Here is a 20,011-nt window from a genome sequence, read left to right on the forward strand (position 1 = left end):
CGACCCTACATAAGACGACATCACCGGGTTTGCGTGGCGAGATGCTGCATGCTCGCCTTGAGAGCTTCGTCGATCGGCGTCGGCGCGACGCCGAAGGTCTTCTGGAAGGCGGAGGAGTCCAGCACGAACGGCCGGTCGAACTGGTAGCGGGTCTCGCGAAGCTCCCGCATGAACGGCATGAACAGCCCCAGAACGTTGACCCCCCACACGGGGATCTCCGTGATCCGGGGAGATCGTGCCCCGGCCAGGGTGGCGACCCGCTCGGCGACCTGGCGGATGGTGAGCGGCGGCGTCGTCGGCACGTGCCAGGGCCGCCCCCAGGCCCGCTCATCCGTTCCCGCGATCACCAACGCCCGCGCCACATCCGGCAGGTACGTCCACGAGTGCGGAATATCGGGATCGCTCAGCACGACGGCCCGCTTGCCCGCCGCCACCGGACCGATCACCTGCATGGACAGGTACGCCTGGTCCGTGGAGCCCGGACCGAAATAGTCAGACCCGCGCACTTCGGTGCCCCGGATCCGCCCGGCCTCGTGGCTGGCCAGCACCTGCCGCCACATCTCGGCCCTGACCCTGGCCTTGTGGCCCGTCCCGGCCAGCGGAAGATCCTCGGTCATGACGTCCACAGGACCGTAGCTGTACAGGTTGCCGACCATGGCCAGCACGGCGCTGTTGGCCTCCGCGGTGCGGAGGATCGCGCTCGCGATGGGCGGCCAGTCGGTCGGCCAGCGGTGATATTTCGGGTTCACGCAGTTGTAGAGGACATCGGCTCCCCGGGCGGCGCGGCCGAGCGCGTCGGCGTCCGAGGCGTCGGCGGCGATCTTCGTGATGTGCTCGGGCCCGGAGCCCGACCGGGACACCAGGACGACCTCGTGCCCCTGCGCGTCCAGCATTTCGGCGGCCTGGCGGCCGACCTGACCTGCTCCGACGATGACGTGCTTACCCATGATGTGCTCCTGTTTCTCGGCTTCGAGTGCGGACAAGCAACCCTTCTTTATGAGAGCAATGCTCTCCCATTAGAGCACCAATCGTCAAGAGCACTGCTCTCGATTTATCGCGGCGCTCTGGTATGGTGCCCATGTGAACGCAAGCCGTACCGCACGGGAACGTGTCCGGGCCGAACTGGTCCGGGAGATCACCGACATCGCCCGAGTCCAGCTGGCCAGCGAGGGGGCGAGCGGCCTGTCGCTGCGCGCGGTCGCGCGCGAGATGGGCATGGTGTCCTCCGCCGTGCACCGCTATTTCCCGACCAAGGATGATCTGCTTACTGCCCTGATCGTGGACGGCTACAACTCCGTGGGCGCCGCCGCCGAGGACGCGGACGCCGCGAGCCCGCCGGACGACTTCGGCGCGCGCTGGCTGGCCGTCTGCCACGGGGTCCGGAACTGGGCGCTGGCCCGCCCACACGAATACGCGCTGATCCACGGCTCACCGGTCCCCGGCTACCGCGCCCCGCAGGACACGGTCGGCCCGGCCACCCGCGCCACCACCGTCTACGGGCGCATCCTCGGCGACGCCCATCGCGCCGGGCGCCTGTCGCCGCCGGACATCTGCCCCCCGGTCCCGCCCATCCTGAGCACCGACGCCGAGATCATCAGATCCCTCATACCCGGCGTCTCCGACGACGTGATCACCCGCGCCATCGCCGCCTGGACCGGCCTGTACGGCATGATCAGCTTCGAGCTCTTCGGCCAGTTCAACAACGTGGTCACCCACCGGGCCGAACTCTTCGACCACAACATGCGCGGCTTGGCCCGCTTCCTCGGCATCCCCGACTAGTTCCGCCGGGACTGCTCCAGCTCGGCGAGCAGTTCACGCTGCCCCACCAGCAGCTCGGTGAGGATCCCCCGGGCCGCCCGCATCAACTCGGACACGTCGGGACCGGCCAGCTCGTAGGCGACGGTCGTCCCGTCGCGCCGGGCCGTCACCAGCCCGGCCCGGCGCAGCACCGCGAGCTGCTGGGAGAGGTTGGGCGCTTCGACCTCCATCTCGACCAGCAGGTCGCGCACGTGTTTCGGCCCTTCGCACAGGAGCTCGAGCACCCGGATGCGGAGCGGATGGCCGAGGGTTTTGAACAGTTCGGCCTTGGCCTGGTAGAGCGGCACGGGCATTACTAGACGCCCTGCTCCGTTTCGTACTGCTCTGTCTCGCTGTCGTCGCTCCGGTTCGCGGCGGGCGCCCCATCGACGCCCAGTTCCCGTCGGAGCGACTCCAGATCGCCGCCATCGCGATATTTCAGCTCGCGAGCGACCTTCACCTGCTTTGCCTTGGCCCGACCCCGTCCCATGGCCTCTCCTCCTCGCTTGCCATGATGGGCAATTAAGCAAATCTGCAAGTGTCAGCCTAACGTGAGCCGCCGACAAAAACTCGGCTCCGGGCCACCTCGTCAGGTGGCCCGGAGCCGAATGTCAGCGGTGCGCTCGGTTGACGGCCGAGATGATCGCCTTCAGCGACGCGGTCGTGGTGTTGGCGTCGATGCCGACCCCCCAGAGGGCCTGCCCGCCGATCTCCCCCTCCACGTAGGAGGCGGCCTTCGCGTCCGTGCCGGCGCTCATCGCGTGCTCGGTGTAGTCGAGCACCCGGATGTCCACCCCGACCGAGGCGAGCGCGTCGCAGAACGCCGAGATCGGCCCGTTCCCCCGGCCCTGGATCTCGCGGATCTGGCCGTCCACCCGCACGTCCGCGCTGATCACATCCTGCCCGTCGGCGGAGGACACGTTCCGGTGCGCGAGCAGCCCGAGCCGCCCCCACGGCCGGTCGGGATTGGGCAGGTACTCATCGGTGAACACCGCCCACATCGCGGCCGGCGTCACCTCGCCGCCCTCGGCGTCGGTGCGCGCCTGCACCACCCGCGAGAACTCGATCTGCAGCCGCCGCGGCAGGTCGAGGTGGTGGTCGGCCTTCATGATGTAGGCCACGCCCCCCTTGCCCGACTGGCTGTTGACCCGGATGACCGCCTCGTACGTCCGCCCGATGTCCTTAGGATCGATCGGCAGGTACGGCACCGCCCACGTGAACTCGTCCACCGGCACCCCCGCCGCGGCGGCGTCCCGCTCCAGATGCTCGAACCCCTTCTTGATCGCATCCTGATGCGACCCGGAGAACGCGGTGTAGACGAGCTCGCCACCCCACGGGTGCCGCGGATGCACGGGCAGCTGGTTGCAGTACTCAACAACCCTGCGAATCTCATCGATGTCGGAAATGTCGACCTCGGGGTCGATGCCCTGCGAGAACAGGTTCATGCCCAGCGTGATCAGGCACACGTTGCCGGTGCGCTCGCCGTTGCCGAACAGGCAGCCCTCGATCCGGTCCGCGCCCGCCTGGTATCCCAGCTCGGCGGCGGCCACGGCGGTGCCGCGGTCGTTGTGCGGGTGCAGGGAGAGGATCACCGAGTCCCGGTAGGCCAGGTTGCGGTGCATCCACTCGATCTGGTCGGCGTACACATTCGGGGTGGCCATCTCGACGGTGGCCGGCAGGTTGAGGATCACCTTGCGGTCCGGGGTCGGCTGCCACACGTCGTTGACGGCGTTGCAGACCTCCACCGCGTATTCCAGCTCGGTGCCGGTGAACGACTCCGGCGAGTACTGGAAGTAGATCTCGGTGTCGCCCATGTCCTCGGCGAGCTTCTTGCACAGTTTGGCGCCCTCGACCGCGATGGCGGTGATGCCGTCCTTGTCCTGACCGAACACGACCCGGCGCTGCAACGTCGAGGTGGAGTTGTACAGGTGCACGATGGCCTGCTTGGCGCCCTTCACCGACTCGAAGGTGCGCTCGATCAGCTCGGGCCGCGCCTGGGTGAGCACCTGGATGACCACGTCGTCGGGGATCCGGCCCTCGTCGATGATCTGGCGGATGAAGTCGAACTCGGTCTGCGAGGCGGCCGGGAAGCCGACCTCGATCTCCTTGTAGCCCATCCGGACCAGCAGCTCGAACATCTTGAGCTTGCGGTGGGCGTCCATCGGATCGATCAGGGCCTGGTTGCCGTCCCGGAGGTCGACGGCGCACCACCGCGGCGCGCGGTCGATGACCTGATCGGGCCAGGTGCGGTCGGTCAGCCGGATCGGCTCGAAGGGGGCGTAACGCTGGAACGGCATGGGGCTGCGCTGCTGCTGGGGATACACGGAAGGGCTCCTGGTGGTCGGATTCACAGAGAAGTGGCCGACGCGCATGGCTCGCTCCGCGACGAGGGAGCCGGCCTAGCTTCTACAGGCCCTCGCCGCGGCAGCTAAGAAGCAGACCGCGCAGCATGTCTTGCACAGTAGCAGACCCGGGAGCTCAAACTGTCAGCACCTCTAGGAGCTGCTGGACCCGCCCGGCCACCGAGGCCCGCCCATAGGCCAGGTAGTGCCGGGGATCGACCACTTTGGAGTCGGTCAATCCCCCACGAATTCCAGCGGTGAACATGACGTTCAGCTGGGTCGCGATATTGATCTTTGTCATCCCATGCCGGACGGCCCGGACCAGCCCCGCGTCGGGCACCCCCGACGAACCGTGCAGCACCAGCGGCACCTCGACCGCCTCCCGCAGCCGCGTGATCAGCTCGAAGTCCAGCTCGGCGTCCTGCGTCACCATCGCGTGCGACGTCCCCACCGCCACCGCGAGCGCGTCCACCCCCGTCGCCTCCACAAAGGCCGCGGCCTCGGCCGGATCGGTACGAACCCCCGGCGCGTGCACCCCGTCCTTCCCGCCCACCTCCCCCAGCTCCGCCTCCACGAACACCCCGGACCGCCGCACGATCTCCGCGGTGGCCGCGACATTCTCCCCGTACGGCAACGCCGACGCGTCGAACATCACCGACGAGAACCCCAGCTGCACCGCCCGCTCCACCAGCTCCCACGTGGTGGCGTGATCGAGATGCACCGCGACCGGAACCCGCGCCGCGTCGGCGACCGCCAGGCAGGCGGCCCCGATCGCGTCGATCCCCCCGTGATAGGCGACCGTGTTCTCGCTGACCTGCAGGATCGCCGGCTCCCCGATCCGTTCCGCCCCTGTCACGATGCCCACGGCGTGCGCGATCTCGATCACGTTGAACGCGCCCGCCCCCACCCGCCGCCGCCGGGCGTTGTCGATGATCTCGGCGGTGGTGATCAACGTCATCCGGTCACGACCGAACGGGACAGATGATCAGGGCTGTCGCAGTTCAGCCCTCGATGCCGCGCGAAAGCCACCGCCAGCCGGTGCACCACAACCAGCTCCGCCTGCGGATCGGCTGCGGCGATCCTGAGCGTCGCCCCCGTCCCGGCGATCGCGCCGATGACGTCCTCAGGCAACGGCGCCAGCGACCACACCAGGCTCCGCGGCCCCGCGCACGCGATCGGCCCGTGCCGGTATTCCAGCGTCGCGTACGACTCCGTCCACAACTTGGCCGCCTCCCGGCACTTGAGCGCCGCCTCCTCGGCCAGCCCCAGCGTCCACCCCGTCCCCAGGAAGACGACGTGATCGAAGTCCGCGGGATCCGGCAGCGGCTCCTGGAGGGCGTGCTCGGCCTCGGCGGGCAGTCCGCTCACGTCCTCGCCGATCGAGGCGCGCAGCAGCGTGAGCGCCGAGGTGGCGAAGCGGGTCTGCACTACCGACCGCTCGTCGGCGAAGTCCAGCAGCACCTGCCGGTGGGTCAGCTCGGTGATCGGCGACCCGGGCGTGCCGGTGATCGCGACCGTGGTCATGCGCTCGGACAGCTGCTCCGCCAGCGGCAGCAGATCGCTGGTCGTGCCCGACCGAGACAGCAGGATCGCCATGTCGTACGGATCCTCGTCGGCGAACTCGGTGGCGATGGTGGCCCTGGTCCGCCCCCGGCCCAGGCTCTGCCGGCGTCGCGCGTACGCGTCGAGGATGTAGAACGAGGTCCCGCAGCCGACCCCGAGCACGTTCAGCCCGGCTCGGGGCAGATCCGCGTACGGGACAGCCAGGGTCCTGGTCCACATCTCCGGCTGGCTCTGGACCTCGGCTTGGGTATGGCTCACCGCTGCGTCTCCCACTGTCGGCAACATCCCCGACAACCTCTCAAAACTCTCAAATCTGTCAAACCAGGCCCGTACTGGCGTGGTGATCGCCAGGACATAGAGTGTCGGAAAAGCGAGAAGGAGGCACGTCATGCGGGACAACGAGATCCTCTCCAAGATCGGCGAACTGGTGGAGGAGGAACGGGAGCTTCGCGAGCGGCTGGCCGCGGGCCAGGTCTCCAGCAGCGAGGAGCGCTCCCGGATCAAGACCCTGGAAGAGTCCCTCGACCAGTGCTGGGACCTGCTCCGCCAGCGCCGCGCCAAACGCCAGGTCGGCGACAACCCCGACAACGCGGAAACCCGCTCGGTCACCGAGGTCGAGGGCTACCGCCAGTAACGCGCGTCCCATCCGCTATAAGCGGATAAATCCGGTCGCTCGGCGCCCGCGCCAGAGGGTTTGCTGGACGCATGGACATCGAGCGTCTTGACTACGCCGACCCCGGCGACCGCCTGCACTCGTTCCACGCCATCGCCGCCGCCGATGAGGAACCCGGCCCGGTCTCGTCCTTCCCGCGTTTCGCCGTGGTGGCCGAACACGGTTGGGTCGCCCAACCCGGCGAAACCTACGTCGCCCGCCTCGACAGCCAGATCGTCGGCGGCGTCGCGGTGCACTTCCCGGGCCCCGACAACGCGCACGCGGCGTTGTTACGCATCTTCCACGTCGGCTCCGCCCACCGCCGCCAAGGCATCGGCACCGCCCTCCTCGAACACGCCATCGCCCGCGCCCGAGCCCACGACCGCCAGGTCATCTTCGCCGAGGCCCGTCCCGACTCCCCCGGCGGCGCCTTCGCCCGCGAACACGGCTTCGAAGCCGCTTCCGCCCAGGCCAGACGCATCCTCGACCTGACCGCCGTCGACTGGAACGCGTATGAGAAAGGCGTGGCGAGCCTCTCCCCCGACTACATCCTGGACCGCTGGCAGGACGCGGCCCCCGACGACCTCGTCGACGACGCCGCCACCCTGATGGCCGCCATGAACGACGCCCCCACCGACGGCATGGACGTCGAACCCATCCGCTGGGACGCCGCCCGAGTCCGCACATTCGAAGCGGGCTGGGCCAAAGCCCAGCAAACCGCCTACACCACGGTGGCCCGCCACCGCGCCACCGGCCACGCCGTCGGTTTCACCCGCATCATCGCCGACAACACCCCCGACGGCTGGGGCCGCCAAACCGACACCGCCGTCCTCCGCGAACACCGCGGCCACCACCTCGGCCTGATCATGAAACAGGCCAACACCACCTGGTTCCACAACCAGGAACCCACCGCCACCCGGATAATCACCTGGAACGCGGTCACGAACGCCCGCATGATCGCCATCAACGAACGACTCGGCTACCAGTTGCTCGACGTCTGGAACGAGTGGCAACTCTCGCTCTAGACCTCCAGGCGCGGGCGCGCCGATCACCCGTCCGGCGACCTGGCAGCTGGACGGGTGATGCCCATCGCGGGGTCACGGCCGCGCGTCACACGGCGAGCAGGCGGCGGGCCTCCTCGCCCTGGAGGTCGGCGGCCGTGCCCGCGTGGACGACGCGGCCGGCGTCGAGGATGACGTAGCGGTCGGCCAGGCGCATGGCGAGGTCGAGGTACTGCTCGACCAGGAGGATGGCGATGCCGGAGGCGTGCAGCTGCTCGATCGCCTCCTCGATCTCGATGATGATCGAGGGCTGGATGCCCTCGGTGGGCTCGTCGAGGATGAGGAGTTTGGGTTGGGTGACAAGGGCGCGGGCGATGGCGAGCTGTTGTTGCTGGCCGCCGGAGAGGAAGCCGGCGCGGCGTTTGAGTAGGGGTTTCAGGCGGGGGAAGACGTCCAGGGCCTCGTCGAGGGCGGAGGCGGGGTTGCCGGAGGCGTCGAGGGTGACCTGGAGGTTGGCGTGGACGGTGAGTTGGGGGAAGGTTTCGTGGCCTTGGGGGACGTAGCCGAGGCCTAGCCGTACCCGCTCGTGGGGTTTGAGCTTGGTGATGTCGCGGTCGGCGAAGGTGACGGTGCCGGCGGTGGTGGGGAGCACGCCCATCAGGGTGTTGAGCAGGGTGGTCTTGCCGACGCCGTTGCGGCCCATCACGCAGACGAGCTGGCCGGGGGCCACCTCGAGGGAGACGCCGAACAGGACGCGGGCGCGGCCATATCCGGATTCCAGACGGTCAACTGACAACATTGTGCGCGGCCTTCCCGTGACTGGCTTTCAGGGGGGCGAGCCCATGACGGGCGTGAAGGAGGTCACGTGACGGCATCGTGGGCGGCCTCCTCGCGGGCGCGGCCCAGGTAGACCTCCTGGACGCGGGGGTCGGCGCGTACCTCGTCCACCGAGCCTTCGATCAGGACTTTGCCTTCGTGCAGGACGGTCACCTGGGAGGCGTACCTGCGGAGGAACTCCATGTCGTGCTCGATCACGATGACCGTGTGGTCCTTGGCGATGGAGGTGAGGAGCTCGCCGGTGCGGGCGCGTTCGTCCGAGGACATGCCGGCCACCGGCTCGTCCAGCAGGAGCAGGCGCGGGCCCTGCGCGATGAGCATGCCGATCTCCAGCCACTGGCGCTGGCCGTGCGAGAGCACGCCCGCCTTGCGGGGCGCCAGGTCGGCCAGGCCGGTGGTCTCCAGGGCCTGCTCGACGGCGGCGATCACGCCCTTGCGCCGCCGCAGCAGCGACCAGAGCGGGCGGCGGAACGAGGCCGCCAGGTCGAGGTTCTCCAGCACGGTGAGGTCCTCGAACACCACCGAGGTCTGGAAGGTGCGGCCGATGCCGAGCCGGACCCGCTCGTGCTCGCGCTTGCCCGCCAGCGAGTTCCCGTCGAAGACGACGGTGCCGGTGGTCGGTTTGGTGAGGCCGGTGATGATGTCGATGAGGGTGGTCTTGCCGGCGCCGTTCGGGCCGATCAGGAAGCGCAACTCGCCGCTGTCCACGGTGAAGTCCACGCCGTCGATGGCCCGGAAGCCGTCGAACACCACGGAGAGGTCGCGAACCTCCAGCAGCGCCGTCATGCCGACGCCTCCTTCCGCACCCGGGCGCGCAGCGCCGTGGCCACGCCCACGATGCCCTTCGGGGCGAGCGTCATGACCAGGATGAACAGCGCGCCCTGCAGGTAGAGCCAGGCGTCCGGCAGTTCCTCGCTGAAGTAGGTCTTGGCGTAGCCCATGACGACCGCGCCGAGCACCGCCCCGGCCAGCGCGAACCGCCCGCCGACGGCGACCGCGACCACCAGTTCCAGCGAGGGCACCACGCCGAGCAGCGCGGGCGAGATGATCCCGACGACGGGCACGAACAGCGCCCCGGCGATGCCCGCCATCACCGCCGAGATGGCGAACGTGATCGTTTTCACGGTGGCGGGGTTGTAGCCGAGGAACCGCACCCGGTCCTCCCCGTCCCGCACGGCCAGCAGCAGCCGCCCGAACCGGCTGCGCACCAGCTGCCAGGCCGCCAGGTAGAGCACGCCCAGCACGATCGCCACCGTCAGGTAGAGCCCGCGCTGCGTGGACTCGGCGGCCACGTCGTTGCCGAAGAAGTCGAAGAAGTTGGTCAGCCCGTTGGTCCCCCCGGTGAGCCCCTGCTGGCCGATCAGCAGGATCACCATCGCGGCCGCCAGTGCCTGGGTGAGAATCGCAAAGTACGCCCCGCGCACGCGTTGCCGGAACACCAGCGTGCCCAGCAGCACCGCCACGACCAGCGGCACGACCACCACCATGGCCAGCGCGAACACCGGATTGCCGAACGGCGCCCAGAGCGCGGGCAGGTCCTCGACCCCGCTCCACACCATGAAGTCGGGCAGGTCCCCGCCGGCGTCGTTGAGCTTCAGATACATGCCCATCGCGTAGCCGCCCAGGCCGAAGAAGACACCCTGGCCGAGGGTGAGCATGCCGCCCTGCCCCCAGGCGAGGCCGATCCCGAGCGCGACGATGGCGTAGCAGAGGTATTTGGCCAGCAGGCCAAGACGGAAGGGTTCCAGCACCAGCGGCATGACCACCAGCGCGATGATCGCGACCGCGACGAACACGGCCGGGCCCTTCCACTGGCGCGGTTCCTTGGGCGTGAGTTGCTGGGTCGGCTTCTCCAGGACTGCGGTCATGTGAGTGCCCTTGAACGGAGGACGAACAGGCCCTGCGGACGGAACTGGAGGAACGCGATGATGGCCGCGAACACGATGACCTTGGCCAGGCTGGCGTTGGTCCAGAACTCGGCGTAGGAGTTGAGCAGGCCGAGCGCCGCCGCCGCGATGACCGCGCCGCGCAGCTGGCCGAGCCCGCCCGCGACGACGACCAGGAACGCGTCCACGATGTAGTAGGTGCCGAGCGTCGGCCCGACCGGGCCGATCAGGGTCAGCGCCACCCCGGCGATCCCGGCGAGCCCGGAGCCGATGAAGAACGTGCGCTGGTCGACGCGGCCGGTGTTGATTCCGCTGGTCGCGGCCAGCTGCCGGTTCTGCATGACCGCCTGCATGCGGCGGCCCTGCGCGCTGCGGTTCATGTAGATCCAGATGGCGACCACGCTGCCGACGGCCAGGGCCAGGATGAACAGCCGGTTGTACGGCATCGGCCCGATCGCCCCCTGCAGCCAGGTCGGCGAGAGCACCTGCACGTTCGGCGCGCCGAACAGGTCCCGCGCCACCTGTTGGAGCACCAGGCTGACGCCCCAGGTGAGCAGCAGCGTGTCCAGCGGCCGTCCGTAGAAGTGCCGGATCGCGAGGCGTTCCAGCAGCAGCCCCATCAGCCCGGCCACCACGAACGCGACCGGCAGCGCCACCAGCACCGCGCTCCGCCCGGCGAAGTCCTGCAGCAGGAAGGCCGTGTACGCCCCCGCCATGATGAACTCGCCATGGGCCATGTTGATCACGCCCATCTGCCCGAACGTGAACGTCAGCCCGAGCGCGATGAGCAAAAGGACCGCGCCGATCGACAGCCCGATCGGCAGCTGGTTGAGGAATCCCTCCACCATGCCCCTTCCATAAATTTCCCGATATATCCGTGGATGTGCCTCGGCTCCGGAGCCGCCTGCGGTCATCCCCGCAGGTTCAATGAGAAAGTCGTGATCTGGACAACCGCAGCGGCGAGTCCCCCGGACGGAGGTCATGCGGTTGGCTTGGGACGGCTTTCTCGTTGACTTGGCGGCTCCGGAGCCCGTACGAGGGAACGGCTAGGAGGCCAGGCCTCCGGCCCACGGGTACGTCTTCAGGTAGGGGTCGGGCTTGATCGGCTCACCCGAGTTCCAGACTTCCTTGATCAGGCCGTCCGGCTGGATGATGCCGATCCGGGCGGTCTTGTACATGTGCTGGGTCTCGCCGTCGATCGTGACCAGGCCCTCCGGGCGCTCCAGCGCGATGCCGCCGGCCGCCTTCTTGAGCGCTTCCACCTCGACCGTGCCGGCCTTCTTGGCCGCTTCGGCCCACAGGTAGACCGCGTTGTAGCCGGCCTCCATCGGGTCGGAGGTGACCTTGGCCGCGCCGTACTTGGCCTTGAAGGCCTCGACGAACTTGGTGTTGGCCGCGGTCTCGGTGGTCTGGTAGTAGTTCCACGCCACCGGGTGGCCGACGATGTTGTCGACGCCGATGCCGGTGACCTCCTCCTCGGCGACGCTCACCGACAGGACCGGCATGGACTCGGCGGTGACGCCGGCGCTCTTCAACTGCTTGAAGAAGGCCACGTTGCTGTCGCCGTTCAGCGTGTTGAACACCGCGTCCGGCTTGGCCTGCACCACCTTGTTGGTCAGCGTGGAGTATTCGGTGTGGCCGAGCGGGGTGTATTCCTCGCCAAGAATCTCCATTCCGTTGGCCGCCGCGTACGCCTTGATGATTTTGTTCGCGGTGCGCGGGAAGACATAGTCGCTGCCGACCAGGAATATCTTCTTCTTGCCCTGTTCCTTGAGATAGTCAAGGCCGGGGATGATCTGCTGGTTCGTGGTCGCCCCGGTGTAGAAGATGTACGGCGAGCTTTCCAGCCCCTCGTACTGCACCGGATACCACAGCAGCGCCTTGCGCTGTTCGAAGACCGGGAGCATCGCCTTGCGGGAGGCCGAGGTCCAGCCGCCGAAAACGGTGGCCACCTTGTCCTGCGCGATCAGTTTGGTGGCCTTCTCCGCGAAGGTGGGCCAGTCGGAAGCGCCGTCCTCCACGACGGGTTCGAGTTGCTTGCCGAGCACGCCGCCGGCCTTGTTGATCTCCTCGATCGCCAGCAGTTCGGCGTCCCTGACGGTAACCTCGCTGATCGCCATCGTGCCGCTGAGGGAGTGCAGGAGGCCCACCTTGATGGTGTCGCCGCCACCTCCGGAAGCCGTTCCCTCGGTCGTCGCCGGATCTCCGCCACAGGCGGCGAGCGCGGTGAGCAGAGCCGCGGTTACGGCCCCGGCACGCCAGGTTGAATTCCGCAATTACTTCCTCCTTGCCGATACGGCCCCCGCACCGACCCATCTGCCGACAAGGTGATCGAGCGACATTTCACGGTAAGTTCCGCTAGGTTAAATGCGCATTACCGGGAATTCACCGAAGTCCCTTGTTCGCCCCGGTGCCGGTGGGGTGAAAGGACTCATGGCTGAAATATCTCTGTAACACCGGGGAAACGGCGCGTACCTATCGTCCCGTCATGCGGCTCACTCCACACGAGCAGGAACGCCTTCTCATTCATGTCGCGGCCGGTGTGGCTCGCGATCGTATGGGCCGGGGTCTTCGGCTCAATCATCCGGAAGCCACCGCGTTGATCGCCTCCTATCTGCTGGAGGGCGCGCGGGACGGCCGTACGGTGGCCGAATTGATGGACGCGGGACGCAAGGTGCTCCGCCGCCAGGACGTGATGGAGGGAGTGCCCGAGATGCTGGAGTCGGTGCAGATCGAGGCCACGTTCCCGGATGGCACCAAGCTCGTCACCGTGCACCACCCGATCTCATGAGTGTCCCCGGCGAGATCGTGCCCGGCGGGGAGCCGGTGGAGCTGAATCCCGGGCGGGAGCGGGTGACGGTCCGGGTGGTGAATACGGCCGACCGGCCGATTCAGGTGGGTTCGCACTACCATTTCGCGGCCGCGAATCCGGGCCTGGAGTTCGACCGGGACGCCGCGTGGGGCACCCGGCTGGACGTTCCGGCGGGAACCGCGATCCGGTTTGAGCCGGGTATTGAGCGTGATGTGACATTGGTACCACTGGCCGGAAACAGGATTGTGCCCGGCCTTCGTTTGGAATGGGCAGGGCCTCTCGATGAATAGCCTCGACCGCGCCCGATATATCGCCCTTTATGGCCCTACGACGGGCGATAAGATTCGGCTGGCCGATACCGACCTGTTGATTGAAGTGACCGAGGATCGTTCGATGGGTCCCTCGGGCGCCGGTGACGAGGCGGTGTTCGGCGGGGGCAAGGTGATCCGCGAGTCGATGGGCCAGGCGCGCACGACCCGCGCCGAGGGCGCCCCCGACCTGGTCATCACCGGCGCGGTCATCCTCGACCACTGGGGCGTGATAAAAGCTGATATCGGCATCAGGGACGGCCGGATCGTCGCCCTTGGCAAAGCCGGCAACCCGGACACCATGGACGGCGTGCACCCCGACCTCGTGATCGGCCCCTCGACCGAGATCCTGGCCGGTAACGGCAAGATCGTCACCGCGGGCGCGGTCGACTCGCACGTGCACCTGATCTGCCCGCAGATCGTCGACGAGGCGCTGTCCGCGGGGGTGACCACGCTCATCGGCGGCGGCACCGGACCGGCCGAGGGCACCAAGGCGACCACCGTGACCGGCGTGTGGTATCTCGCGCGCATGCTGGAGTCCATGGACGCCATGCCGGTCAACGTGGCCCTGCTCGCCAAGGGCAACACGGTCAGCGAGGAAGGCCTGCGCGAGCAGCTGCGCGCCGGGGCGTCCGGGTTCAAGCTGCACGAGGACTGGGGCACCACCCCCGCCGCGATCGACGCCTGCCTGGCGGTCTGCGACGCGACCGGCGTGCAGGTGGCCATCCACACCGACACGCTCAACGAGGCGGGGTTCGTGGAGTCGACGCTGGCGGCCATCGGCGGCCGGATGATCCACGCGTATCACACCGAGGGGGCGGGCGGGGGGCACGCGCCGGACATCATGAAAGTGGCCGCGCACCGCAACGTGCTGCCCTCCTCGACCAACCCGACCCGGCCGCACACGATCAACACCCACCACGAGCATCTGGACATGCTCATGGTGTGCCACCACCTGAACCCCTCGATCCCGGAGGATCTGGCGTTCGCGGAGTCCCGGATCCGGCCGGCCACGATGGCGGCCGAGGACGTGCTCCACGATCTGGGCGCGATCTCGATGATCGGCTCCGACTCGCAGGCGATGGGCCGGGTCGGTGAGACGATCATCAGGACCTGGCAGACCGCGCATGTGATGAAGAAACACCGGGGCGCGCTCCCGGGCACGGATCCGGCGGACAACCTCCGAGCCCGCCGATATGTCGCGAAATATACGATAAATCCGGCTATCGCGCATGGGTTGGACGGGGAGGTCGGCTCGGTCGAACCGGGCAAGCTCGCCGATCTGGTCTTGTGGAGCCCGGCCTTCTTCGGGGTCAAGCCGGATCTCGTGGTGAAGGGCGGAGTCATCGCGTACGCGCAGATGGGCGACGCCAACGCCTCCATCCCGACCCCGCAGCCGGTGCTGCCCCGCCCGATGTTCGGCGCGTACGGCGCGACCCCGGCCGCCACCTCCGTGCACTTCGTGGCCCCCCTGGCGATCGAGGACGGCCTCGCCGATCGCCTGAACGTCAACCGGCGGCTGGTCCCGGTCGCCGACGTGCGCTCGCGCGGCAAGGACGCGATGCGCCTCAACGACGCCCTGCCCGACATCGACATCCGGCCGGACACGTTCGAGGTCCGGATCGACGGCGAGCTGATCGAACCGGCTCCCGCCGAAGAACTGCCCATGGCTCAGCGGTACTTCCTGTTCTGACGGAAAGGATCCGGATGCACGGCGATATGGCCATGCTCCTGCTGGCCGACTCCCGGCTGCCCGCGGGCGGTCACGCCCACTCGGGCGGCGCGGAGGAGGCCGTACGCGTCGGGGCGATCACCGGCCCGGAGGACCTGGCGCGGTTCCTCCGTGGCCGGCTCGCCACGGCCGGAGTGGTCACCGCGGCCCTGGCCGCCGCCGCGTGCGAGGTCGGGGCCGACCCCCGGCCCGGGCGCTGGGAGCGGCTGGACGCCGAGGCCGACGCCCGGATCTCCTCACCGGCGCAACGGGAGGCCAGCCGGACCCAGGGCCGGTTGCTGGTCAGGACCACGCGCCGGATCTGGCCGTCCGAGGCGCTGGAGTCGCTCGCGTCAGCCGTACCGGATGGGGCTCATCACCCCGTCGCGCTCGGTGCGGCCGCGGCGGCCGCGGGGTGTGAGCCGCGCCAGGCGGCGCTGGCCGCGGCCTACACCTCGGTGACCGCTCCGGCGACGGCGGCGGTCCGGTTGCTCGGGCTCGACCCGGTGCTCGTGCACCGGCTGCTCGCCGATCTCGCTCCCGCACTCAACGACGCGGCCCACGAGGCGTGCGTCATCCAGGCCGACGACTGGTCGGACCTGCCCGCTCATGCCGCCCCCGCTCTCGATCTGCTGGCTGAACAGCACCTACGTACGGAGGTAAGGCTCTTTGTCAGCTAACCATGAGGATCACCACCACCCGCCGGACGGGCACGGCCGGGCGCTGCGCCTGGGCATCGGCGGCCCGGTCGGCAGCGGCAAGACCGCCCTGGTGGCGGCGCTGTGCCGCAGCCTGGGGCCGTCGCTGCGGCTCGGTGTGGTGACCAACGACATCTACACGACCGAGGACGCCGACTTCCTGCGCCGCGCGGGCGTCATCGACGCCGACCGCATCCTCGCGGTGCAGACCGGATGTTGCCCGCACACGGCGATCCGGGACGACATCGCCGCCAACATCGACGCGGTCGAGACGCTGGAGGAGCGGTTCGGGCCGCTCGATCTGGTGATCGTGGAGAGCGGCGGCGACAATCTGACCGCGACCTTCAGCCGCGGCCTGGCCGACCGGCAGATCTTCGTGCTGGACGTGTCCGGCGGCGACAAGGTGCCCCGCAAGGGCGGTCCTGGCGTCACCGCGGCCGACCTGCTAGTGGTCAACAAGACCGATCTGGCGCCAATGGTCGGCGCGGACCTCACCGTGATGTCCCGCGACGCGGCCAAGGTGCGGGACGGCAAACCCGTGCTTTTCACCTCGATCAGGGAGGACAAGGGTGCCCATTCGGTCGCCGAATGGGTGGTCGGCATCGTCGACGCCTGGCAACACCAGCACGCGCACACGGGCTGACCCGCCCGGGCTGCACGCCCGGGCGGTCATCCGCACCGAGCACGACGGCGGCACCCGGCTGGAGACCCTGCGCTCCGATCCGCCTCTGACGTTGCGTCAGACCGGCCCCGGCGTCGTGCACCTGGTCTCCACCGCGGCGGGCCCGCTCGGCGGCGACCACCTCGACCTCACCCTCGATGTCGCCCCGCTCACCTCGCTGTCGGTGTTCTCGGTGGCGAGCACCCTCGCCCTGCCCGGCCGCTCCCTGCTGACCGTGACCGCGCGGGTCGGCTCCGGCGCGTCCCTGCGCTACTCCCCCGAACCCATCGTCCTGGCCGACGGCTGCGACCTCCGCGTCCAGGTCCGGCTGGAGCTCGCCCCCGACGCGGCCCTCTTCTGGCGCGAGGAGCTCGTATTCGGCCGGCACGGCGAGCCGTCCGGACGCTGCCACACCCGCTTCGACGCCACCGTCGGCGGCGTCCCGCTGCTCCGCCAGGAGCTCGTCATCGGCGACCCCGCCACCCACGACAGCCCCGCGGTCTTCGGCTCGGCCCGCTGCGCCGGCAGCACCCTGCTGGCCGGCGACCTGCCCAGGGAACGCCATCTGGCCGAGGGCTGCGCGGTGCTCCCGCTGGCCGGTCCCGGCACGCTGGTGTCCGCGCTCGCGCCCGACACGGTGGAACTCCGGCGCCGCCTCGAATGGGGAGAGCGGCTCGCCGACAAGACTCTCCCGTAGGGTGGGAAATGTGGCAGACGAACCCCAACCGAGCCTGATCCCCGCCCTCGGCGTCGTCGTCGCCGGACTGGCCCTCGCCGTCACGGGCGTGCTCCCGTGGGCCGGCCTGACCGCCGAGTTCGGCCTGCTGCACACCGACGTCACCTACGCCGTGCACGGCACCGAGGACGGCGCGGGCTGGTTCGTGGTCGGTTCCGGCCTGGCCGCCTCGACGCTGGGCATCCTCGGCATGTCCCGGGGCTGGCTGTTCACCGGCCTGGCCATCCTGCCCGGCGCGGTCGCGGCCTTCTCCCTGGCGATGTTCCTCACCGACCCGCACACCCTCGCCGACCGCCTCAGCTTCGGCATCGCGGGCGTGCTGAACGTGCACCCCACGATCCTGTACGGCTGGTTCGCCGCCCTGCTGGCCTCCATCGTGGTCGCGGGTTTCGCCTGTGCCGCCCTGATCCGGCGGCGGCCTGTTCAGTCGTAGAAGCCCAGGCGGCGGAGCTGCTTGGGATCGCGCTGCCAGTCCTTGGCGACCTTGATCCGCAGGTCGAGGTAGACGCGGCTGCCGAGCAGGGCTTCGATCTGGTGGCGGGCCCGGGTCCCGACGTCCTTCAGGCGGGCGCCGCCGGGGCCGATCACGATGGCCTTCTGGGTGGGGCGTTCGACGTACATGAACGCGTAGATGTCGAGCAGGTCCTCGCGGCCCTCACGCGGGCCCATCTCCTCCACGACCACGGCGATCGAGTGCGGCAGCTCGTCGCGCACGCCTTCCAGGGCCGCCTCGCGGATGAGCTCGGCGACCAGGACCTGCTCGGGCTCGTCGGTCAGCTCGCCGCCCGCGTACAGCGGCGGGGACTCCGGCAGGCGCTCGATGAGCAGGTCGGCGAGCACGTCCAGCTGGTCGTCGCCCACCGCCGAAACCGGGATGATCTCGGCGAACTCGGCGATCGCGGAGACGGCCAGCAGCTGCTTGGCGACCTGCTCGCGGCTCGCCAGGTCGCACTTGGTGACCACGGCGATGACCGGGGTCTTCTTCACCGCGCCCAGTTTCTCGGCGATGAACCGGTCGCCCTTGCCGATCGGCTCGTTGGCCGGGACGCAGAAGCCGAGCACGTCGACCTCGCTCAACGTGGACAGCACCAGGCTGTCCAGTCGCTCCCCGAGCAGGGTGCGCGGCCGGTGCAGGCCCGGCGTGTCCACGATGACCAGCTGCGCGTCCGGCCGGTGCACGATGCCCCTGATCACGCGGCGGGTGGTCTGCGGCTTGGACGAGGTGATCGCCACCTTGGTGCCCACCAGGGCGTTCATCAGGGTGGACTTGCCGACGTTGGGCCGTCCGACGAACGCCGCGAACCCGGCCCGGAAGTCAGACATATCTGCCTTTCAGCACCCCGTCGGGACCGGCCAGGTAGAGGATCGTGTTGCCCATGTCCTCGATCACCGCGACATCGTCGGGGGAGGGATCCTCGGCCTCGGTCACCAGGGCCGCCGCCTCCAGCGACTCGGCGCCACTGGACACCGCCATCGCCACCGCCACCTGCACGGCCGACAGCTTGAGCGAGGGCAGGTCGACGTCGGTCGCCGCATACGTGCGCCCGGTCTCGTCCCGCACGGCCGCCCCTTCGGCGGAACCGCTCCGGGCACGGGCCGACCGGGCCAGGGTAATGATCTTGGTATCTTCAGCGTCCAGCGTCACAGATCAAGGGTACCGACCTTGGCCATCAGCAAACGGCCGAGCTCTTCGGTCCGCTTGACGTCCGGATCGCGCACCCCGGCGTTCAGCAACCCCACGAGGGTACGCCCCTGCCGCGCGATCACCAGATGCATCTCGTACGGATATCCGCCTACCCGCCCCTTCAACCGCCCCGTGACCCAGCCGTCCTCGTTCATCGAAAGCGCGGACGCGGTCAGCCGGTTGCTCGCGCCCGGCGTGGTGTCGTCGGCGGTCGCGCAGCCCGCCATGGCCTCCCGCATCGCGTCGAGCTGCCGCTGCGACGAATCCCCCTGATACACCGCCAGGCTCACCGCCGCCATCGACCCGACCCCGACCCCCTGATAGGTCACCGCCGTCGCCGCGGTCAGATCCTCCTTGGGCGGACGCCCTCCGATGAGCGAGAAAAGTGTCCGGCAGCTCCCGTTCACCGGCGTGAAGGGGGGCCGCCACTGATCCCTGGCCCGGTCCGAGAACCCGTCCGGCATGTCCGGCACCCGCCCCAGCAACGCCTGCAACCGTGCCGTCTGCGGCGTGCTCCGCGGACTCGCCTGCGGGCCCGACCCCCCACCGCATCCAGCCACACCCAGACAACAGGCAACAGCAAGCCCAACGATCCGCATACCGGCTCCCCCGTCAAGATCCCCGACGGGCTTCCTTCCCCATCGCCAAAGCGGCAATCTTCCGGTAGCACCCCCGCAAACACCATTAGAGGGCCCCCGCTTTCACGAGAGCCCTCTAATCGATGTTTCCCCCCAAGGATCGGCCGGTGCGCCGCGAACCCCTCCCGGCGCCCCGGTTGACCCCTTCAGCGCTCCGAACCCCTCCCGAGCGCCTTGAGTAGAAGATGCACCACGGTGCTTGCAATCCGCTTAAAGAACGCTTGCGAGGTTTGCCGGGATCGTCTGCAAGAGCGTTCCAACCAGGGCACGCCACCCTGCTCGTGTGATCAGCGAACACGCGCTCAATCGGCGGCTTCTCATAGAACATGTTTCCACGTCCCGGGTCATGCAGTTGGCCACTCTGGCCCCCGACGGCTCGCCCACCCTGTGCACGCTCACCTACCACGCCACTTTCGCCCCCGACCGGCTGCACTTCGTCGCCCACGTGGATCGCATGCACGCCCGCAACCTCCGCCACGACCCCCGCGCCGCCGGCACCATCCTCACCCCGCACGGCCAGGGCACCACCTTCACCGGCACCGCCACGGAGACCGACTCCCCCGACCCGGTCCACCTGGCCCCGGGCGAGCGCGTGTTCCACATCGCCATCACCGAATGGCTGCTCTTCGACGAGCACACCCACCCCGGCCAGCCCCGCCGGGTCATCCCCGTCCGCTGGCGCTGA

General features: G+C 69.0%; 25 protein-coding genes. 11 read left to right on the top strand and 14 right to left on the bottom strand.

Features of this window, described 5'->3' with window-relative positions; all coding sequences use genetic code 11:
- Positions 1–20: 20 nt before the first annotated feature.
- Positions 21–947: an NAD-dependent epimerase/dehydratase family protein gene (locus tag Aple_RS30690; protein ID WP_155348196.1), complete on the bottom strand. Its 927-nt coding sequence runs from the start codon at positions 945–947 to the stop codon at positions 21–23.
- Positions 948–1,080: 133 nt separating this feature from the next.
- On the opposite strand from Aple_RS30690, the gene Aple_RS30695 reads away from it, so the two are divergent.
- Complete coding sequence (locus tag Aple_RS30695) at positions 1,081–1,779, top strand: TetR/AcrR family transcriptional regulator (protein WP_155348197.1); 699 nt, start codon at positions 1,081–1,083, stop codon at positions 1,777–1,779.
- Here Aple_RS30695 and Aple_RS30700 read toward each other — a convergent pair.
- From Aple_RS30700 to Aple_RS30720, 5 genes are all read right to left on the bottom strand, one after another.
- Positions 1,776–2,111 carry an ArsR/SmtB family transcription factor gene (locus tag Aple_RS30700; RefSeq protein ID WP_155348198.1) on the bottom strand — a complete coding sequence of 112 codons (336 nt, stop codon included), beginning with the start codon at positions 2,109–2,111 and terminating at the stop codon, positions 1,776–1,778. The two genes, Aple_RS30695 and Aple_RS30700, sit on opposite strands and share 4 nt — an antisense overlap.
- Before the next feature lie 2 nt (positions 2,112–2,113).
- Positions 2,114–2,287, bottom strand: coding sequence for a DUF3073 family protein (locus Aple_RS30705; RefSeq protein ID WP_155348199.1), 174 nt, complete (start codon positions 2,285–2,287; stop codon positions 2,114–2,116).
- A gap of 121 nt (positions 2,288–2,408) precedes the next feature.
- On the bottom strand, positions 2,409–4,121 hold the full coding sequence (leuA, locus tag Aple_RS30710) for a 2-isopropylmalate synthase (protein WP_218038574.1): 1,713 nt from the start codon (positions 4,119–4,121) through the stop codon (positions 2,409–2,411).
- Positions 4,122–4,275: 154 nt separating this feature from the next.
- Positions 4,276–5,097 carry a class II fructose-bisphosphate aldolase gene (locus tag Aple_RS30715; RefSeq protein WP_155348200.1) on the bottom strand — a complete coding sequence of 274 codons (822 nt, stop codon included), beginning with the start codon at positions 5,095–5,097 and terminating at the stop codon, positions 4,276–4,278.
- Positions 5,094–5,960 carry an SIS domain-containing protein gene (locus tag Aple_RS30720; protein WP_246264892.1) on the bottom strand — a complete coding sequence of 289 codons (867 nt, stop codon included), beginning with the start codon at positions 5,958–5,960 and terminating at the stop codon, positions 5,094–5,096. Before Aple_RS30720 ends, Aple_RS30715 begins: the two co-directional genes overlap by 4 nt.
- A gap of 130 nt (positions 5,961–6,090) precedes the next feature.
- On the opposite strand from Aple_RS30720, the gene Aple_RS30725 reads away from it, so the two are divergent.
- Together Aple_RS30725 and Aple_RS55710 are read left to right on the top strand one after the other, a co-directional pair.
- Entirely contained in the window at positions 6,091–6,336 is a 246-nt protein-coding gene (locus tag Aple_RS30725; RefSeq protein WP_155348202.1) for a DUF2630 family protein, read from the top strand.
- A gap of 71 nt (positions 6,337–6,407) precedes the next feature.
- Positions 6,408–7,379: a GNAT family N-acetyltransferase gene (locus tag Aple_RS55710; protein WP_155348203.1), complete on the top strand. Its 972-nt coding sequence runs from the start codon at positions 6,408–6,410 to the stop codon at positions 7,377–7,379.
- 85 nt (positions 7,380–7,464) lie between these two features.
- On the opposite strand, the gene urtE is transcribed toward Aple_RS55710, so the two are convergent.
- The 5 genes from urtE to urtA all read right to left on the bottom strand — a co-directional run bounded on the left by urtE (position 7,465) and on the right by urtA (position 12,354).
- Positions 7,465–8,154, bottom strand: coding sequence for an urea ABC transporter ATP-binding subunit UrtE (gene urtE / locus Aple_RS30735; RefSeq protein ID WP_155348204.1), 690 nt, complete (start codon positions 8,152–8,154; stop codon positions 7,465–7,467).
- A 62-nt stretch (positions 8,155–8,216) separates the two neighbouring features.
- Complete coding sequence (urtD, locus tag Aple_RS30740; protein ID WP_155348205.1) at positions 8,217–8,978, bottom strand: urea ABC transporter ATP-binding protein UrtD; 762 nt, start codon at positions 8,976–8,978, stop codon at positions 8,217–8,219.
- Positions 8,975–10,060, bottom strand: a complete 1,086-nt coding sequence (gene urtC, locus Aple_RS30745) for an urea ABC transporter permease subunit UrtC (RefSeq protein WP_155348206.1) — start codon at positions 10,058–10,060, stop codon at positions 8,975–8,977. The genes urtD and urtC overlap by 4 nt, the downstream gene beginning before the upstream one ends.
- Positions 10,057–10,923, bottom strand: a complete 867-nt coding sequence (urtB, locus tag Aple_RS30750; protein ID WP_155348267.1) for an urea ABC transporter permease subunit UrtB — start codon at positions 10,921–10,923, stop codon at positions 10,057–10,059. The genes urtC and urtB overlap by 4 nt, the downstream gene beginning before the upstream one ends.
- 201 nt (positions 10,924–11,124) lie before the next feature.
- A complete protein-coding gene (gene urtA, locus Aple_RS30755) occupies positions 11,125–12,354 on the bottom strand; it encodes an urea ABC transporter substrate-binding protein (RefSeq protein ID WP_155348207.1) in 1,230 nt (409 codons plus the stop codon).
- 212 nt (positions 12,355–12,566) lie between these two features.
- Here urtA and Aple_RS30760 point away from each other — a divergent pair, with 212 nt between their 5' ends.
- From Aple_RS30760 to Aple_RS30790, 7 genes are read left to right on the top strand one after another with little or no spacing between them, the layout of a single operon-like run.
- Complete coding sequence (locus Aple_RS30760) at positions 12,567–12,869, top strand: urease subunit gamma (protein WP_155348208.1); 303 nt, start codon at positions 12,567–12,569, stop codon at positions 12,867–12,869.
- On the top strand, positions 12,866–13,180 hold the full coding sequence (locus Aple_RS30765; protein ID WP_155348209.1) for an urease subunit beta: 315 nt from the start codon (positions 12,866–12,868) through the stop codon (positions 13,178–13,180). Before Aple_RS30760 ends, Aple_RS30765 begins: the two co-directional genes overlap by 4 nt.
- Positions 13,173–14,891, top strand: a complete 1,719-nt coding sequence (locus Aple_RS30770; protein ID WP_155348210.1) for an urease subunit alpha — start codon at positions 13,173–13,175, stop codon at positions 14,889–14,891. Before Aple_RS30765 ends, Aple_RS30770 begins: the two co-directional genes overlap by 8 nt.
- A gap of 14 nt (positions 14,892–14,905) precedes the next feature.
- Positions 14,906–15,589 (top strand): urease accessory protein UreF, encoded by a 684-nt coding sequence (locus Aple_RS30775; protein WP_155348211.1) that lies wholly within the window; start codon positions 14,906–14,908, stop codon positions 15,587–15,589.
- Positions 15,579–16,250: an urease accessory protein UreG gene (gene ureG, locus Aple_RS30780; RefSeq protein ID WP_155348212.1), complete on the top strand. Its 672-nt coding sequence runs from the start codon at positions 15,579–15,581 to the stop codon at positions 16,248–16,250. Before Aple_RS30775 ends, ureG begins: the two co-directional genes overlap by 11 nt.
- A complete protein-coding gene (locus Aple_RS30785) occupies positions 16,177–16,965 on the top strand; it encodes an urease accessory protein UreD (protein WP_246264893.1) in 789 nt (262 codons plus the stop codon). Before ureG ends, Aple_RS30785 begins: the two co-directional genes overlap by 74 nt.
- 10 nt (positions 16,966–16,975) lie before the next feature.
- The gene (locus Aple_RS30790) at positions 16,976–17,437 is read left to right on the top strand and encodes a hypothetical protein (protein ID WP_155348213.1); all 462 of its coding nucleotides are present in this window, start codon (positions 16,976–16,978) and stop codon (positions 17,435–17,437) included.
- Here the strand turns inward: Aple_RS30790 and era are convergent.
- The 3 genes from era to Aple_RS30805 are packed head-to-tail and all read right to left on the bottom strand — an operon-like array spanning position 17,428 to position 19,182.
- Positions 17,428–18,327: a GTPase Era gene (gene era, locus Aple_RS30795; protein WP_155348214.1), complete on the bottom strand. Its 900-nt coding sequence runs from the start codon at positions 18,325–18,327 to the stop codon at positions 17,428–17,430. The two genes, Aple_RS30790 and era, sit on opposite strands and share 10 nt — an antisense overlap.
- The gene (locus Aple_RS30800; RefSeq protein ID WP_155348215.1) at positions 18,320–18,649 is read right to left on the bottom strand and encodes a cytidine deaminase-like protein; all 330 of its coding nucleotides are present in this window, start codon (positions 18,647–18,649) and stop codon (positions 18,320–18,322) included. The genes era and Aple_RS30800 overlap by 8 nt, the downstream gene beginning before the upstream one ends.
- Positions 18,646–19,182: a hypothetical protein gene (locus Aple_RS30805; RefSeq protein ID WP_155348216.1), complete on the bottom strand. Its 537-nt coding sequence runs from the start codon at positions 19,180–19,182 to the stop codon at positions 18,646–18,648. Before Aple_RS30805 ends, Aple_RS30800 begins: the two co-directional genes overlap by 4 nt.
- Positions 19,183–19,609: 427 nt before the next feature.
- Here Aple_RS30805 and Aple_RS30810 point away from each other — a divergent pair, with 427 nt between their 5' ends.
- Positions 19,610–20,011: a pyridoxamine 5'-phosphate oxidase family protein gene (locus tag Aple_RS30810; RefSeq protein ID WP_155348217.1), complete on the top strand. Its 402-nt coding sequence runs from the start codon at positions 19,610–19,612 to the stop codon at positions 20,009–20,011.

Origin of the sequence: Acrocarpospora pleiomorpha (assembly GCF_009687885.1) — a bacterium.
Lineage (GTDB): Bacteria > Actinomycetota > Actinomycetes > Streptosporangiales > Streptosporangiaceae > Acrocarpospora > Acrocarpospora pleiomorpha.

Bases quoted from the DNA above. Each gene is read 5' to 3' on its own strand.
- Aple_RS30690 (WP_155348196.1), bottom strand. From the start codon at position 947: ATGGGTAAGCACGTCATCGTCGGAGCAGGTCAGGTCGGCCGCCAGGCC.
- Aple_RS30700 (WP_155348198.1), bottom strand. From the start codon at position 2,111: ATGCCCGTGCCGCTCTACCAGGCCAAGGCCGAACTGTTCAAAACCCTC.
- Aple_RS30705 (WP_155348199.1), bottom strand. From the start codon at position 2,287: ATGGGACGGGGTCGGGCCAAGGCAAAGCAGGTGAAGGTCGCTCGCGAG.
- Aple_RS30715 (WP_155348200.1), bottom strand. From the start codon at position 5,097: ATGACGTTGATCACCACCGCCGAGATCATCGACAACGCCCGGCGGCGG.
- Aple_RS30725 (WP_155348202.1), top strand. From the start codon at position 6,091: ATGCGGGACAACGAGATCCTCTCCAAGATCGGCGAACTGGTGGAGGAG.
- Aple_RS55710 (WP_155348203.1), top strand. From the start codon at position 6,408: ATGGACATCGAGCGTCTTGACTACGCCGACCCCGGCGACCGCCTGCAC.
- urtE (WP_155348204.1), bottom strand. From the start codon at position 8,154: ATGTTGTCAGTTGACCGTCTGGAATCCGGATATGGCCGCGCCCGCGTC.
- urtD (WP_155348205.1), bottom strand. From the start codon at position 8,978: ATGACGGCGCTGCTGGAGGTTCGCGACCTCTCCGTGGTGTTCGACGGC.
- urtC (WP_155348206.1), bottom strand. From the start codon at position 10,060: ATGACCGCAGTCCTGGAGAAGCCGACCCAGCAACTCACGCCCAAGGAA.
- Aple_RS30760 (WP_155348208.1), top strand. From the start codon at position 12,567: ATGCGGCTCACTCCACACGAGCAGGAACGCCTTCTCATTCATGTCGCG.
- Aple_RS30765 (WP_155348209.1), top strand. From the start codon at position 12,866: ATGAGTGTCCCCGGCGAGATCGTGCCCGGCGGGGAGCCGGTGGAGCTG.
- Aple_RS30770 (WP_155348210.1), top strand. From the start codon at position 13,173: ATGAATAGCCTCGACCGCGCCCGATATATCGCCCTTTATGGCCCTACG.
- Aple_RS30775 (WP_155348211.1), top strand. From the start codon at position 14,906: ATGCACGGCGATATGGCCATGCTCCTGCTGGCCGACTCCCGGCTGCCC.
- era (WP_155348214.1), bottom strand. From the start codon at position 18,327: ATGTCTGACTTCCGGGCCGGGTTCGCGGCGTTCGTCGGACGGCCCAAC.